Origin of the sequence: Streptomyces sp. NPDC058691 (assembly GCF_042714775.1) — a bacterium.
GTDB lineage: Bacteria > Actinomycetota > Actinomycetes > Streptomycetales > Streptomycetaceae > Actinacidiphila.
In genome coordinates, this window is the sequence record NZ_JBHXSO010000060.1 from 30,064 (window position 1) to 45,210 (window position 15,147).

Consider the following 15,147-nt stretch of genomic DNA (forward strand, 5'->3'; position numbering starts at 1 on the left):
GGTGCAATGGGGCGCGTGGACCACGAACCCGCGATCGCCGCCGCCCTCGCCGAGGTCGGCCCCCGGCTCAAGCACCTGCGCACCCGCCGGGGTGTCACGCTGGCCGGGCTGTCCGAGGCCACCGGGATCTCGAAGAGCACGCTGTCGCGCCTGGAGACCGGCGGGCGCCGCCCCAGCCTCGAACTGCTGCTGCCGATCGCCCGGGCGCACCGCGTGCCGCTCGACGAACTGGTCGGCGCCCCCGCGTCCGGCGACCCCCGGCCGCGCCTGACCCCGCGCCGGGTCGACGGCCGCACCGTCGTCCCGCTGACCGGCCACCCCGGTGCTCTGCAGGCATTGAAGGTGATCATCCCGGCCTCCCGGAACGAGCCGGAGCCGCGCGTCCACGAGGGCCACGAGTGGCTCTACGTACTGGCGGGACGGCTGCGCCTCGTACTGGGCGACCACGAGGCGGTCCTCGGGGCCGGCGAGGCGGCCGAGTTCGACACCCGCAGGCCGCACTGGTTCGGCAGCGCCGGCGATCACCCCGTCGAGATCCTCAGCCTCTTCGGCCGCCAGGGCGAGCGCATGCACGTCCGCGCCACGGCGCGTCCCCTCCGGCCCGGCGACGGCTGAGCGTGTTCCCGGGGGAGGGGGCGAATCGCCGGGCCTGGCGGGCGGCGTTCACCACTCGCGCCACCGGTCCGTGATCTCGTACCGGCCGATGCCGTTCCGCGCGGCGAGTGCGGGGACGTCGATCCCGTGTTCCACGAGGGTCAGGTCGAGGTACGCGCACAGCTCCTCCCGCTCGCCGGTCTCGCACCCCCCGCCGCCGTGCTCCTCGTTGACGGAGTTCAGCGCGAGGACGGCGCGCTCGACCGCCGCGAAGACCTCCGCGTCGGAAGGGTTCCGCAGCGCCGTCATCTCCGCCTCGAACGACGACAGCACACGGTCCGTCGCCGCCGACAGCGACTCGGGGAAGAGCCGGGACATGTAGGCGCTCTCGGGATCGATCGCCCCGGCCCTGAGCTTTCGTGCTTCCTCGGCCACCCCGGCACGCCAGTGTTCGGAAGGTCTTGTCGCCATGCCCGCGAGGGTATGCGCGGCCTCCGACATCCCGCCCGGACGGTGTGACACGTGGGCCGGACCCGTCCACACCGTGGCACCCCGAGAAGGACTCCGCCCGCTGCCGACGCGGCCCTCAGCTCCGGGCGTCGCGATGACGGGCCGGAGGCGGCCGGCGACCCGGTCGGTCCCCGATCCACGCTGTTCGCAGGGGCATTGGGGCCCGCGTGGCACAGTCGACGTCCAGCGTTCAGTGTTCGATCACCCAGGTCGGGGTGGCCATTCATCGTCCGGCCGTCAAGGGGTGCGCGTCGGGCAGGGGAGTGTGCTGCCTCCCACACGGTGTCAGCAGGCGCCGAGTGCTAATGTCCGTGTGGCGCTCCCCGAGGCGCCGTACTCCAAGGCACAAGGCGCAGCACGGGCTGGCGCCCCTCGCCGTATCTGCGTCCCCAGGCAGAAGGGGTCCTCGAATGCCGTCCGGCCGCCCGCGCTCGGCCAGTTCGCCGGCGCGGGGTGCCCCAGGACGGTTGAGGCGGATTCCCGTCCGTGCGGCCGGGCTTGTTCTGGCCACTTCTGATCCTGGAAGGACGCAATGACGGCTTCTCCCAACGACGGGACGGCGGCAGCCGACGAGACCCGGCCGAAGCGGTCCGCGGGCTCCGCGCCGCTGCCCCGCCGGACGCAGAGGACGACCGCTATCGCCGAGGCTGCCGCCAGTACGAGTGCGACGCCCGGGGACTGGAGCGACGGCCGGATCGTGACGGAGCGCTCCCGGCGGGCCGCGGAGATACCCGAGGAGCCCGAGGATCGCTCGGGGGAGTCCGGGTCCACGTTCGCGGACGGGTTCGCGGCCGGGCTCGCCTTCGCATCGCGCCCCACTGCCGAGGAGGCCGCTGAGGCTGCCCCGGCCCCGGCCCCGGCCCCGGCCCCGGCGGCGGACCCTGCCGCCGCCGACGAGGACGTCGTGGCGCAGGGCACCAGCCGCCCCCGCCCCCGCTCCCGCTCCCGCAGGACCGTCCTCATCGGCGCCGTCCTGGCCGTGGGCGTCCTCGCGTGCGTCCCGTTCGTCCTGCGCGCCGTCGAAGACCACAACCGAAGCACGCAATCCGTCACGATCACGGACGCCGCCTCGGGCGACCGGGCCCCCGGGGAGGAGACGGCTCCCGCGAGCCCGTCCGGCCCGGAGTCGCCCGTCGCCACGGCCCGTCCGCGGCACTCTCCCGGCAGCGGCGCGAGCGCCCGCGACGACGCCGGCACCAGCCCGTCCCCGGACCGGACCGGCGAGAAGCCGGGGAAGGCCGGAAAGCCCGGCGGCACCGCGCACCAGCCCACGTCGAGCACCTCGCCGTCCGGCGCCTCGGCGAACGGCAACGTGCCGGACGGGGCCATCTACAACCCCGCCTCCGGTCGCTGCATCGACAACAGCACCCCGAACAACACGCCGCTCCAGCTGTGGGACTGCACCGGAAGCGCCCAGCAGACCTGGCATGCCATGCCCGACACGAGCATCCGGTCCGTGGGCCGGTGCCTGGACGTCGTGAACGGCTCACGGGACAACGGGGCGGGGATCCAGCTCGCCGACTGCAACGGCACCGGCGCCCAGCAGTTCCAGTTCGACTCCGCGCACCGGCTGGTCAATCTGCAGGCCGGCAAGTGCGTCACCATCAAGGAAGCCCCGGGCGTCAACGGCACCAGGCTGTACCTGTGGACCTGCGGCACGGCCGCCACCCAGAAGTGGACCGCCACCTGACCCAAGCGCCCGACGGCCCCGCCACGACGCCGTGGCGGGGCCCAGGTCCATGGGCCGGGCGTCAGATCACGGTCAGCGTCAGGACCGCGGTGTAGGTACCCGGCGGTGTGGAGGTCGGCGCGTCGAGGTCGAGCCTGGCCCCCACCCTCGCGGTGCCGGGGCCGGTCCCGGTGGCCAAGGTCCGGACGTCCTTCAGGCCCGTTCCGCCGCCCGGTACGACCGGGGCTCCCGGCGTGACGGACTGCGCGGTGCCGCGGTCGACGACGGCAGGGGCCCAGGTCAGATGGCTCGCGTCGATGGTGTCGCCGGCCAGGTCCGTGAAGTCGCCGGCCTGGGCGGTGGCGGTCCAGCCGATGTTGCCGGGCCGGGTGTCGGTGACCGTCACCGGGGTCATCTGCCCCGTGGTGTGGAGGTGTTCGCCCGACGGGTCGAGCTCGGGGCTGGGCAACTCCACGTGCGGGCTGCCCGCGACGGAGATCACCAGGGCGCCGGGTTCGAGGGTGGTGGTGATCGTCTCCATCCGGTGTCCCGGGTTGTCGTCGGTGCACGGCGGACCGCCCACCCGGTCGCAGGCCCGCGGCTGAGGAGCGTTCTGGAGTTCCCCGGCGGCCGCGCCGACGCAGTTCGACGTGTCGACCCCACTCAGCGAGGAACCCGGGATGCGGCGCACGATGCCGAGACCGGCCGACACGAGATGGGGCGGCAGGGGCGCGCTCTCCATGCCCGCTGTCGCGATCTGGTGGCACAGGGCGTACGAACCGAGGGAGGCGAGCGTCTGTCCCTTCTCGTCGGTGAACCCGGTGCCGGTCGTCGTCGGGACGATCAGGTGGCCGACGAGCGGCAGCGGGTAGGTCCGCGGGTCCGGGGCGGTGTACGCGGGCGTGACATCGACGAGGCCGGAGGGGCCGGCCGTGGCGGAGGAGAGGGCGACCACCACGGCGCCGCCGGTGGGTGCCGTGTAGTACCCCGAGGTGTTGAGCAGACTGGCCACCGGTAGGCCCGCCGACGACGCGTACCCCGACTCCACGTAGGTGATGGCACCGTTGGTGAACCTGGTCTCGACGGTCACACCGAGCGAGCCGGCCACGGCCACGTCCCCCGGCACGGTCGGAAAGGTCGTGGTCGTACCGCATCCGGGACCCCGCCCGGCCGCCGAGCAGTATGCCCCCCACACCGTCGGCTGCCCGGCTGACAGCCACTGTGTCAGGCCGGCCGTGGTGGCGTTGTTGTCGGCGCGGACCACCGGGGTGATCGCCGTGGCGGGCAACGTGGTCCTCGGATTGTCCGCCTGGATCGCCGGATCGTTCCACCGGGTGATGGTCCTGGTGAAGATCCCCGCCACGGTGGTGCCGGACAGCCTCAGGTCGGTGATGCGCCTGCCGTTGACCCGCACGTTGTAGGTGAAGCCGATGCTGCCCGCCATGACGGGGAGATAGGCGAACGGCCTGGTGGGCGGCGGGTCGGTGAACCCGTCCTCGTTCAGTCCGTACGGCAGCTCCGAGGCCGCGAAGTCCACCGTCCCGGAACGGAATTGGCCGCGCCCGTCGATCGAACCGGTCCCGCTGTAGTGGACCGTGCCGAAGCCCTGCCTCTGGACCGCGACGCCCCATTGCCCGATCTGGTCCTGAGCCCACGTGGAACCGGCTCCGTCGATCGGCGCACCGGTGTTCGCGTGAGCGGGTGACGCACCGCCCAGGACGACGAGGAACGCCGTGGTCACCGTGGCCAGGGTCCCCCCGAACCCGTGCCGGCGCCACCTCCGCGAGGAACTGCCCCGTACTGCCGCTCGGTTCGCCCGTGCCATCGTCCGCCCCATCGTTCTCCCGGGACCTTCCCCAGGGTCCCGACCGCATCGCGTCAGGATCCGCGCCCCGTGGCAACCGGGGACCACGGACAGGTGAAGGACGAACGAACGCGCCCGGCGGCCGGAAGGACTTCCCGGGCCGCCTACGCCACCTCGATGCCGTACTCCTGCACCAGGGCCTCCAGGCCGCCGGCGTAGCCCTTGCCACCGATGACGAAGTCCCAGTTCCCGGCGGCGCGACGGCGGAACGAACCGAGGACCAGCGCGGTCTCGCCGGGGCGGCCGTCGGACACCTCCAGGCGGCCGAGTTCGGCGCCCGAGGAGTCCAGGAGCCGGATGCCCGCGTCGGTGAACCCCGACAGGTCCGCGCGCGGGTCGGCGACGGGATCCACCGCCGCGACCAGGACGAGCCGGTCGGCCCGTTCCGGCAGCGCGTCGAAGGCGACGCGGATCGCCGCCTTGTCGGGGGCGGCGTCGCCGACCGAGCGGACCGCCCCGTCGGGGGTACCGGGGTTGTTGAAGAAGACGAAGTGGTCGTCGCTCAGCACCCGGGACCCCTGACAGACGAGCGCGCACACGTCCACGGCGACACCGCCCGCCCACGACATGCCCAACACGTTGTGATCGAGGGGCCGTTCCGCCTCCGGAGGCACCTGCGCCGGCTGCCGGCCGGGCGCGCCGGGGCCGCCGGGCGCGCCGTCGCCCAGTCTCCCGCGCAGTCCATGGCGGTGCAGCAGGTCGACCAGTTGGCTGCCGGACACCAGCTCCAGCGGCTTGCCATTGGCGAAGGCATGGGACCCGGGGCCGAAACCGGAGGTGGTGACGAGCACGCCCTTGTTGGCGCCGGCGTCCTGCACGGTGCCGTAGAGATCACGGACGGCGGTCGGCGGCACCGTGTTGCGGTAGCGCTTCACCTGCACGACGATCTTCCCGCCCCGTATCGGGGTGGGATCGTCGGCCTCGACGTCGACACCGCCGTCGTTCGAGCGCTGCGTCGTCACCGCGCGCATCCCCATGGCGCGGAACAGGTCCGCGACCAGCGACTCGAAGGCGATCGGGTCCATGGCGTACAGGTCCGGCTCGTCGCCCCCTCCGTGGGTGACGACGTTCCCGCCGACATCGCCGGGCAGCCGGCCCGGCCGGACCGCGGTGCGCTGGTCGGGACGCGCCGAGAGCTGCCCGCGCAGGCCGTCCACGACGCAGTCCACCGCGTTCACCTGCTCCAGGTTCAGCGCGGTGAAGGCCGGGCGCGCGGCCACGACGGTCGCCAGGAAGATCTCGGTACGCCGGCCGGTCGCCGGGTCGTGGTCGTCCACGAATCCGTTCAGCGCCACCGACTCGAGCGCCCCGAACTCATCGGCCGCGAAGAGGTCGCGCAGCACCAGCAGCACACACTGCGCCAGCACATCGCGGTACAGCGCCCGCCGCTGGGCGACCGGGCGGGCCGTCTCCTTGTCCTGGTCGACGGACGGCATGAAGCGCACCGACTTCGCCTCCGGGACGATGCCGTACTTCGGCAGCTCCCAGTTCACCACCAACTGACGCCCGGACGGGTCGTAGGCGGCGGTCAGCTGCCGCGGCATCGCCTCGGGCCACGCCGAGGACGCGTACAGCGCCGCGGAGAAGTACTCCACGGCCGCTTCGGGATCCCCGCCCCGGAGCGCCGTCGCCATCTCCGCTATCGCGGCGTTGTGACGGCGTATCTCCGCCAGCTGCGCGCTCGCCCACTGGTCGTACTGCTGCCGGTACGCCGCCAGTTGACGCTGCCGCTGGGCCTCGGCGGCCTGGGCGGCGTGCCAGTCGCGCTCGAACCGTGCCCGCGCCTCGTCCTGAGCCTGGGCCCGCCGCTGCGCTCCCAGTCCCCAACCGCCCTGCGCCTGGTACTGGTTCGGGTCCGGCATCGCCAGGGGGTGGGCCAGCGGGCCCGGCGCGAACGCCTCTATCTGCTCCGGCCGGACGAGCGCGGCCGACCGGAACGCCGGCGCCCGGCAGCCGGCGGCCAGCAGACCTTGCAGGGACGCGACCCGCGCGTCCAGTTCCTCGGTACGGCGACGCGCGTCCGCCTCCCGGTGCCGCCGGTACGCCGCCTGCTGCTCACGATGGCCGCGCGCCATGTCGCGCTCGTAGGCCCGCTGCTGCCGCTCCGCGTCCCGCTGACGCTGCGCCTGCGAGCGCAACTGCGCTTCCCGCTGCCGCTGCTGCTGGCGCTGCGCCTCGGCCCAGATCCCGGCCAGCCCACTGGAACGACGACTCATGGCGGTACACGTCCTCCCCCGGGACACCATCGCCCCACGCAATCGTTCGTTCGCCGGCTCCCCACCAGCAGTAACCGGACACCCTAGTCGCACATCGGCCACGTTCCCACGGGCTTGGCACACGCTTTGACCTGGCCCGCGCGTGCGCCGTACGGCGGCGCAGGTGCCTTTTCGCACGCCGTTGAAGCGCTGGCCGGGCCTCGGCCTCCAGCCCGACATATGCCCATGGCAAACTGCCACCCTCGAAGAGTGGGGGAGAGGTCTTCACATGCAGCGGCTCAAGGGTGCCGAACCGGATCTCGACAAGTCCGATCCATGGGCACGTTTCCGCGGGCTCACCTGGTGGCAGTGGGTGCTGTCCGTGCTGCCCTTGGGGTTGTTCGTGGGCGGAGCGATCGGTGCGGGCATCGGCTTCCTGAGCGTCGCCCTCAACACCTCCATCGCCAGGAAGCGGTTCCCGGCGCCGCTCAAGGCGCTCGCCATGACCGGTGTCGTCCTGGCCGCCTACCTTGTCTGGCTCATTGTCGCCGGGATCTTCAACGCCGCTGTGAACTGAGGTCGCGCACTCCTGGCGTCTGAGGGCTCCGGCCCACCCGGCCGCGCCCACCGCTGTGTTCTGCTCGTCGCTGGTCCCTCGCGCCGGCGCTTGTCCGACCAGCGCGTGGCCCGCTCCATGGGCGGGCGACGAGCAACGTTCGGGGAGCCTCTGACAGTGCCGCCACGCTGAGGGGCGAGCGATGACCCGTCGGCGTCGGCCCGGCCCCGAGGGTGGCCGCCGTCCCGCCACCGGGTCGCCGGCCCTGGCCGATCGGGCTCCCGGCCCGGTCGGCCGCCGGATAGCCGACGGCTGCGCCACCGCGCGAGCGGAGAGTTCCACAGAATCCCTGGCCACGGATATTCTCCGGCGATGTCGAATCAGTCAGTGACAGCAGGGGTCGCTCTCGCCGGTGTGATGGCGCACTGCGGCGGAAGCCCGGTCGGCGCCGTGAAGTTTCTGGTGGGGGCGATAGCCTCCGCGCCGGCGGCCCCGGAGCCCTATGCGGCTCTCGCCGAGTTGTGGCGGGACCGACGCTCGGAGTTGGAGTCGGGTCTCGAAGGGGACGGCTCCTTGAGCGCCGTGCTGCCGCAGGCGTACTTCCTGTTCCTCGACGGGGACATGGATGACGCGGTGATGACGCTTGGTTCGGTCACGGGGGCCAGGCCCGACGTGGCATGGGGCAACGCCCCGTGGTTCGGCGACGCGCGCTTCCTCGGCGCGGTGAGTGCCGAGGCGCTGGCCGAGGCGTGCCTGCGGACACTGGACTATGGCCACGACCTCAACACCGCCGAGATGCGCGAGCGGTTCACGCCCTGGTTTCATGCCCTCGACGTGGTGTCCGAGCGGAGCCCCCTGCCGGAGTCGCTGGCCGCCATGTCCCGGCTGCCCCGCGCCTGCGGCCGCTACGAACTGGCCTTCGCCCTGTGCGACCGCGCCGATGCCGTCGATCGGGTCATGTGGACCGAGGTCGCACGAGCGAACACCTGGCTCGCGATGGGCGACCTGGACCAAGGTGCGGCGGCCTTGGAACAGGCCCTGACACTGGATCCCACCAACTGGTCCCTCTACCTGGACCTCGCCGACGTACGTGCTTCGCAGGGTGACTTCGCCGCAGCGGTGGCCCTCGTCGAACAGGGTCTGCAATACGAACCGCACGAGGCGTCCCTGCGTGCGGCGGGTGCCGCCTATCGCACGCGCTTGTCCGGCTCGTCCGACGAACTGCGGGACCTGATCGCCCTGGCGCCGGAGCTCGCTAACACCTCCTACCGGGACGTGCTGATCGACTACGCGTGCGCGGGGCCTGGGCTGCCCCCGAAACTCGTGGCCAAGGCCCGGAGCATCAGCGCGAACTGAACACGCACCAGGCCGCTCGACCACGTCCGGGCCGGGTCGCCTCTCCGTGGTGCACACCAGGAGACCCCTGGTGTGTGGCGCTGATGCCAGGCACTGACGTCAGTCGCCTGCTCGAAGACGGGGAGCGCCTGGATGTGCGGCCCCTGGCGGCCCCGAGCGGGCGCCGAACCGTGGGCCCGGGCTGCTCCGGGCCTACGGTTCCCGGCCCTGTCGCACGTCGGCCCTCCCGGAACCACACTGATCAGTGGGGCATCTCGCCGAGGCGCATGCCCACGACGACGGAAGGACGGAACCATGCCCACGGACACATCACCCGGCCCGCTGCGGGTCCTGGTCTTCGGCGCGGCACTGCGGGCCGATTCGACCAACGCCCGCCTCGCCTCCCTCGTGGCCCGGCTCATCTCCGACACCGGCGCCACCGTCGACCTCGCCGCCATGCGCGACTTCGACATGCCCTTGTACGACGGTGACGTGGAGGCCACCGAAGGGCTGCCGCCCGGCGCCCTCGCCCTACGCGACCGACTGGAGCAGAGCGACGCCTTCGTCATCTCCTCGCCCGAGTACAACGCCTCCGTGCCGGGAGGGCTGAAGAACGCGATCGACTGGGTCTCCCGAGTCCGTCCGCAGCCGTTCAAGACCAAGCACGCGATGCTCGTATCCGCTTCGCCGTCCCTGATCGGCGGCAACCGCGGGCTGTGGGCCCTCAGAATTCCCCTGGAGCACCTGGGCACCCGCGTCTACCCGGACATGTTCAGCCTGGCCAACAGCTACCAGGTCTTCGCCGAGGACGGAACGCTGGCCGACCCGGGGCTGCAGCAACGTCTCACCGAGACCGTGTCGGGTTTCCTCAGCCTCGTCGAGGCGGACGTGCGCTATGTCTGTCTGGAACGCCGGTGGTACGAGTTCCTGGGGGACCGCACCGAGGCAGCCGTCACCCAACGGGCCGAGGGGTGATGGGTCCGCCGGGGTAGCCGATGAAGTGGCCGTCGCTGCCCCAACCGGCCTTGCCGAACTCAAACTGCCGTTCCAGGTGAGCCCCGATGAACGCTCCGGCCGGGGCGACCTCTTCCCGTAGTGATCGCCGACAATGGTGATCACTGGCCTCTGCGCCGTGGTTGCCGTCACCCGGAAGGGGTCTCTGGCGGTCGCACGATGACGACGATGAGGCTTCTGTCAGCATGAACTCGTGGAAACTGCCGACGCAAGGGTGGCCGTCACCCGAATGTGCCGCAAGGGGTGGCCGGCCCGCTCAAGCGGGAGCCGGCGGCCGGCCATCCAGGAGGCGCGGCCCCGCGTTGGGGTGCCCGACCTGCGGAGTCCCCTTGATCGTCTGGGAGAGATTTGGGAGACGGGACCGGGTATTACAAGGGGTTTCCGAGGGCCTCCGGGGCATGCAGCAAATGCAGCAGCCCAGGGCGCCGAAATGCTCGGCGACCTGGGCTGTTGGCCTCAAATGGCCTGTTTACTGGGGTGGGCGTGGACGGTTTCGAACCGCCGACATCTGCCTTGTAAGCCTGGTGGTCAGGCTTGTTGAGGGTGCGCAGGTCAGAGTGGCTTGGGAGAGTCTCCAGCTCAGCCAGTCATCGCGACCACGGCGCCCCGTCGTTGACCGTGGCTGACCGCCCGATGTGGCACGGCTGTGGCACGGAACAAGTCCTGCGCGACCCTCAGCGAGGATCGCACCTTCACGTTCTCTGAGCTGGGCCGGCATCCGCGAATAATGTGGTCGCCCTTTGCACGAGACTGCCTCTACGCTCGCCGAAGCGGGATCGCGTGGTCCCGTAGGTTGCGGCGCCGTGGCAGAGCGGTCGATTGCGATCGTCGTAGAGGAAGGTCCCTCCTACGACGCTCCAGTGCGGGTCCGGGCGGCCCTTGCCCTACCTAGCGCGCGGGTTCGAATCCCGTCGGCGCCGCACCCGACCGTTCTCATTGGCACGAGCAGACAGCGTCAGGCCCCGAGGCAGGCTCAAGTGCAGCGTCGTTGCTGATCCTTGACTTGTAAGTTCGAGTGCAGCTCGGTGCGGATTGCCAGAAGGCGTCGACGCGGCCGGACTTTGGCTGCTTCCCGGCCGTTCCGATCTGCGGTCATCAGCTGGCGTTGCTGTCATGTGGTGATGTCAGCCGCCACGGGAAGCAGCCCCCCCTGGCGTGCTCGCACCCACCCTTGCTCACGAGCGGAGTGCGAGTTGGCTTTGGAAGTCATGGACAACATCATGCCGGTTGGTGCACGACCTCAGAGGCCCGCTGTGGATCGTTCGTTCCGCCGTGCGGGCCTAGTACCCGGCGCTCAGCCAAGCGTCACATCGCCGACGATGCGACCACCTGCGGCGACGGCTGGGAAGCGGGGCGTCACTCATCGCATGCAGCGGCATCGAGTTCCCCAGCGGGTTCAGGGACTGTGTCCGGGCTTGCTAGCTGACTACGTCTGCGCCGACGTTACGAGCCAGGAACCACATCCTTGTCTTCGTAGGCAACTCTGCTGCCTTGATCGGTTACCGGAACCCCAAGTGAACGTCCTCGTAAACGGATGCCGCGGATCCAAGCTCCAAGCAGGCCATGGGTACATGGAGCCAGGCAGGGGGGCTCAGGCGGCCGAGGACTAGGGTCTCCCGACCACCTGTGACACCACTCGACTGGGTCACTTACGGTCCTGACAAGGGGGGCTGAAGCCCCGTAGGCTGGGTGCTAGTGCCTCACATCTGCAATTCACTTGTTCACAAGGGTCGATACCGGGTCGTACTGGAGGATCTGATGTTGCTCAACTATAGGGTCGCGAACTACCGGTCCCTCAAGGACACCCAGGAATTCGATCTTCGCCCTGTGTATAGGAAGAATGAGCACGCACTCCGAGTGGCGGCCATATACGGTGCAAACGCGTCTGGGAAATCCAATATTCTGCGTAGTCTCCGTTTCATGCACGACGTCATTTTGGAGCAAGAACAAAGCTGGAAGAACTCCGATGGCGCCCCTCGGGATGCCTTCCTGCTCGATGAATCGTCCCAGGACGTACCGTCTTCCTTTGCTGTTGATGTGATGGCGGAAGGGGTTCGCTACTCATACGGATTCTCTGTCGATGGGAGTAAAGTTACAGAGGAGTGGCTATATGGTTACCCAAAGGGTTCCAAGCGGAAATTGTTCGAGCGGGAGGGGCAGGAATATAGCATCGGGCCTAGTGTGGCAGCTCCGCGCGTCACTCTACTCCAGGAGCTCGTGCCTGATAATGGCCTATTCTTGTCGGCGGCTGCCCGGGCAAAGCTTGAAGAATTCCGGCCAGTCTACGACTGGTTTCGCAGTAGTATCTGGTTCGCCAGCGATGACAGGCAAAACGAACTCATGCGGCGCCGCAACACTCAAGAACTATTGGGTTCTGTAGAGACTGCCGAGCGAGTGCAAGAGCTGATTCGCGCGGCAGACCTAGGAATTCGAGAGGCTCGACTGCCCGAGGTAGAGTTCGTCTTTGAGGAAGTGCCCCAGGATCGAGGCGGTCCGCCGCCGGGTGGATTTCAAGTTCGGCCGGGGAAGGGTGGTGCCGCAACGATTATATACAGTGGCGATCGGCCGAACCTCACTGAGAGGCAAATTTCCCGCCTGATGCGTGGCCGAGACATAATGTTCGAGCATGTGGGACAGCGCAGTGCCGACCTCTCCTTCGAAGAGGAATCGCGTGGCACTAAAGCATGGTTCGACATGATCGGATTCGTGCTTCAAGCTCTACGTAACGGCTGGACCCTGGTGATTGACGAGCTCGACACCAGTCTTCATCCCCTTTTGATCGCTCACCTCGTTAGGCTATTTCAGCACTCATCATCGAACCCTAAGGGTGCGCAGATAATCTTCACAACGCACGATGTCTCGCTTTTGGGGCGGCAGGGCGGAGAAGAGTTGCTGCACCGAGACGAGATTTGGTTCGTCGAGAAAAGCGATGTTGGAGAGTCAACTCTATTCTCCCTTACGGACTTCAAACCGAGGGACGGTATGAACTGGGAAAAGAGATACTTGGGTGGCGCCCTAGGGGCAGTGCCGTATGTGAATGCTTCGCTACTCGCTGATGCAGTTACCGGGGGGACGGGGGAGTAGCGTGGCCGGCGTGCGTCGTGAAATATCGCCCAATCGCAAGGTGCGAGCTGTAAGGAATTTGAACAAGAGAATTCTAGTCGTCTGCGGAGCGGAGAAGACGGAGAAGCAATACCTTGAAGGGCTGCGCGATTCAAAGCGCAAGGCTAATATTGCAATCAAGATTCGTATAGAGGCCACCGACCCGCTTGCCGTGGTCAGGGCTGCGGTACGCTATCGCGACACTGACAAAGACGCATTCGATGAGTGCTGGGTAGTCATAGACGTCGATGAATTTGACCTGCGTCCTGCCAATAAGCTGGCCCAGCGTGAAGGTATTCGAATTGCCCTTTCTAACCCCTGCTTTGAATACTGGCTGCTCCTGCATTTTTGTGCGCATAACGGATATGTAGAATCGTACAAAAAGCTGGAGTTGATGTTGGATAGGTATATTGGCGGATACGATAAGACTCGCCTGGACTTCCGATTGTATGAACCACACATCCCTGAGGCGGTCGAGCGTTCGATTGCCCGCATTGAGAAGTGTGGAAATTGCGACACAAATCCCTCGACTAGTGTCCACGAGATCGTCATGCAGTTTATGAATTGAACTGCCACGCCTCACGCGCCGACAGACGGGATGGGCCAGATCGGAGCGGCTTTGAGTGTGGGGCTGCCACGGGGTCACATCCGGATGTCAAAGGCCCCCGGCGATGCCCGGCTGGGGGTCTTCTCGCTGGCGGGTTGGACGGTTTCGAAGCGCCGACATCTGCCTTGTAAGTTCGTGCCAGGCTTCGTTCGGACTGCCAGAAGGCGCCTGCATGAGCGACGACCGGTCGGTACCCGGCCGCCCCGCACTGCGGCGTCCGTCTACGTTGATGTCAGCTGGTGATGTCAGCCTTACGCCCTATGCGCTGATGGGCAACTCTCGTGCACGCTGCCGTGCTTGGGCTCGCAGTGCCTTAAGACGATCGTGGAAGGCGTTGTGGCGGTTCTGGTCGAGGTTCAGCGGTAGGTCGAGTTTCGAGATGAGCTCAGACTCCATGGTCCATGGTTCGTTCTGCTCGATCCAGCACACTCGTGCGTTGTCTGCCATCCACTGGCTGAGAGCTGTTTCGCCAGCCTTGCCGAAGGTCATACGCGTTCCGCTGCCCACGAGGCGCAGTTCTAGCCCGAGTAGGCGTCCGAGAGTAAGCCGCAGGGTCGAGCCGGCTGCGTTGCCGCGATAGTGGTAGCGCACGCGTTTGCGTAGATTCTGGGAGCTGGCTCGGTTCGCCATGTGTCGCGGAGCTATGCCGACGTAGAGCAGGCGTCCGCCATCCAGGTCTGCGTGGGGCGCCTCCTCGAAATACCACCCGTAGACGCCTGCCACCGCCGGCACAGGGCTCGGTCGGATCAACACCTCATGCGCTGACCACAGCCGATCAGGCTCGATGATGGCAGCACCGTCCACGGAGCCTCCAAGTTCGACCACGGTTGGTGGCTGCAGATTACAGTCTGATGCGTCGATCCACAGCGGGTTGGCCAACCACTGCCTTGTGGGCCGGGTGGTTAGGGCGGTCGAGAGTATGCAGGCCAGAGCGGCCGACTGTTCTGGCACGGATATGGCACGACCATCCTTTCTCGCTGGCGCTCAGGCGGGACGTTGGGGTGAAGCCAGGCGTAGCCACCTCCGGGCACCGCGAGTGGGTGCCGGATCGTAGTTGGAGTCGTGCCACAGCCTGCGTAGGTGCGTGAATTGATACTCATGCCCAGCGTCGGAGTCCTCTAGGGTTTCGTTCCAGAGGTGCTCGAACGGCTGGCGATGTAGCTGTGAGTGGATGGAGCTGCTCCAGATGTGCCAAGTGTCTTTCGAAACCCACCCTTGTGCACGCAAATCGGCTTCATCCTCGCTGAGGCGAAAATATAGGCGGATTACCGCTTTCTGATCCAAATCCTCTACGCGCGCACCGCGCAGGGTGGAAGGTGACATCTTGTCCAGCAATGTCCAGTATCGAGCTACGTACACGTCCTCGACCTGACGGACCCGCTGTATTCGCATCTGCCAAACGGTGATGCCCCAGGCAATCAACGTGGGAACCAGGGCGATGATGAGCGCAATCATGCTGGAGATTGTGGGGTGTGGCTGCCCGTCGCGTCACGCTCCGCGTCCGAACCTCGAACGAACTCGGGGTTGTTGGCTTGTGGGTGGTGTCGCATTCACGAAATGGGTGCACGACTGACCGACTTAGCGCCGCCAGCGGTTGCGGTGCTTGGAGCTCGTAACACGATCACGTGGAGCGGCGCAGGTCAGCCGTAACCGGTGCGACGATTGAGCCGTTCGTGAGGGCGTGAGCGTCAAGCCGTGGGT

General features: G+C 68.0%; 12 protein-coding genes and 1 tRNA gene. 8 read left to right on the plus strand and 5 right to left on the minus strand.

Going from position 1 to position 15,147, the window contains the following annotated elements; genetic code table 11:
• Window positions 1-15 precede the first annotated feature (15 nt).
• On the plus strand, window positions 16-615 hold the full coding sequence (locus tag ACFWVC_RS31785; protein WP_384295434.1) for a helix-turn-helix domain-containing protein: 600 nt from the start codon (window positions 16-18) through the stop codon (window positions 613-615).
• Between the two features lie 48 nt (window positions 616-663).
• On the opposite strand, the gene ACFWVC_RS31790 is transcribed toward ACFWVC_RS31785, so the two are convergent.
• Window positions 664-1,065 carry a hypothetical protein gene (locus ACFWVC_RS31790; protein ID WP_384295440.1) on the minus strand — a complete coding sequence of 134 codons (402 nt, stop codon included), beginning with the start codon at window positions 1,063-1,065 and terminating at the stop codon, window positions 664-666.
• 571 nt (window positions 1,066-1,636) lie between these two features.
• On the opposite strand from ACFWVC_RS31790, the gene ACFWVC_RS31795 reads away from it, so the two are divergent.
• The gene (locus tag ACFWVC_RS31795) at window positions 1,637-2,794 is read left to right on the plus strand and encodes a ricin-type beta-trefoil lectin domain protein (protein ID WP_384295445.1); all 1,158 of its coding nucleotides are present in this window, start codon (window positions 1,637-1,639) and stop codon (window positions 2,792-2,794) included.
• 61 nt (window positions 2,795-2,855) lie between these two features.
• On the opposite strand, the gene ACFWVC_RS31800 is transcribed toward ACFWVC_RS31795, so the two are convergent.
• Both ACFWVC_RS31800 and ACFWVC_RS31805 read right to left on the minus strand, forming a co-directional pair.
• Window positions 2,856-4,514 (minus strand): substrate-binding domain-containing protein, encoded by a 1,659-nt coding sequence (locus tag ACFWVC_RS31800; RefSeq protein WP_384295450.1) that lies wholly within the window; start codon window positions 4,512-4,514, stop codon window positions 2,856-2,858.
• Window positions 4,515-4,741: 227 nt separating this feature from the next.
• Window positions 4,742-6,853 (minus strand): restriction endonuclease, encoded by a 2,112-nt coding sequence (locus ACFWVC_RS31805; RefSeq protein WP_384295455.1) that lies wholly within the window; start codon window positions 6,851-6,853, stop codon window positions 4,742-4,744.
• Window positions 6,854-7,121: 268 nt separating this feature from the next.
• On the opposite strand from ACFWVC_RS31805, the gene ACFWVC_RS31810 reads away from it, so the two are divergent.
• From ACFWVC_RS31810 to ACFWVC_RS31835, 6 genes are all read left to right on the plus strand, one after another.
• Window positions 7,122-7,409 carry a hypothetical protein gene (locus tag ACFWVC_RS31810; RefSeq protein WP_384295460.1) on the plus strand — a complete coding sequence of 96 codons (288 nt, stop codon included), beginning with the start codon at window positions 7,122-7,124 and terminating at the stop codon, window positions 7,407-7,409.
• 351 nt (window positions 7,410-7,760) lie between these two features.
• Window positions 7,761-8,744 (plus strand): tetratricopeptide repeat protein, encoded by a 984-nt coding sequence (locus tag ACFWVC_RS31815; protein ID WP_384295466.1) that lies wholly within the window; start codon window positions 7,761-7,763, stop codon window positions 8,742-8,744.
• Between the two features lie 294 nt (window positions 8,745-9,038).
• Window positions 9,039-9,698, plus strand: coding sequence for an NADPH-dependent FMN reductase (locus ACFWVC_RS31820; RefSeq protein ID WP_384295471.1), 660 nt, complete (start codon window positions 9,039-9,041; stop codon window positions 9,696-9,698).
• Between the two features lie 836 nt (window positions 9,699-10,534).
• Window positions 10,535-10,657: transfer RNA gene (locus ACFWVC_RS31825), tRNA-OTHER, on the plus strand.
• Window positions 10,658-11,495: 838 nt separating this feature from the next.
• A complete protein-coding gene (locus tag ACFWVC_RS31830; RefSeq protein WP_384295476.1) occupies window positions 11,496-12,821 on the plus strand; it encodes an ATP/GTP-binding protein in 1,326 nt (441 codons plus the stop codon).
• 1 nt (window position 12,822) lies between these two features.
• Window positions 12,823-13,407: an RloB family protein gene (locus ACFWVC_RS31835; RefSeq protein WP_384295480.1), complete on the plus strand. Its 585-nt coding sequence runs from the start codon at window positions 12,823-12,825 to the stop codon at window positions 13,405-13,407.
• 297 nt (window positions 13,408-13,704) lie between these two features.
• Here ACFWVC_RS31835 and ACFWVC_RS31840 read toward each other — a convergent pair whose 3' ends face one another.
• Window positions 13,705-14,325, minus strand: a complete 621-nt coding sequence (locus tag ACFWVC_RS31840) for a GIY-YIG nuclease family protein (protein WP_384295485.1) — start codon at window positions 14,323-14,325, stop codon at window positions 13,705-13,707.
• A gap of 105 nt (window positions 14,326-14,430) precedes the next feature.
• A complete protein-coding gene (locus tag ACFWVC_RS31845) occupies window positions 14,431-14,901 on the minus strand; it encodes a hypothetical protein (RefSeq protein ID WP_384295489.1) in 471 nt (156 codons plus the stop codon).
• Window positions 14,902-15,147 lie beyond the last annotated feature (246 nt).

Bases quoted from the DNA above. Each gene is read 5' to 3' on its own strand.
- ACFWVC_RS31790 (WP_384295440.1), bottom strand. From the start codon at position 1,065: ATGGCGACAAGACCTTCCGAACACTGGCGTGCCGGGGTGGCCGAGGAA.
- ACFWVC_RS31795 (WP_384295445.1), top strand. From the start codon at position 1,637: ATGACGGCTTCTCCCAACGACGGGACGGCGGCAGCCGACGAGACCCGG.
- ACFWVC_RS31805 (WP_384295455.1), bottom strand. From the start codon at position 6,853: ATGAGTCGTCGTTCCAGTGGGCTGGCCGGGATCTGGGCCGAGGCGCAG.
- ACFWVC_RS31810 (WP_384295460.1), top strand. From the start codon at position 7,122: ATGCAGCGGCTCAAGGGTGCCGAACCGGATCTCGACAAGTCCGATCCA.
- ACFWVC_RS31815 (WP_384295466.1), top strand. From the start codon at position 7,761: ATGTCGAATCAGTCAGTGACAGCAGGGGTCGCTCTCGCCGGTGTGATG.
- ACFWVC_RS31820 (WP_384295471.1), top strand. From the start codon at position 9,039: ATGCCCACGGACACATCACCCGGCCCGCTGCGGGTCCTGGTCTTCGGC.
- ACFWVC_RS31830 (WP_384295476.1), top strand. From the start codon at position 11,496: ATGTTGCTCAACTATAGGGTCGCGAACTACCGGTCCCTCAAGGACACC.
- ACFWVC_RS31845 (WP_384295489.1), bottom strand. From the start codon at position 14,901: ATGATTGCGCTCATCATCGCCCTGGTTCCCACGTTGATTGCCTGGGGC.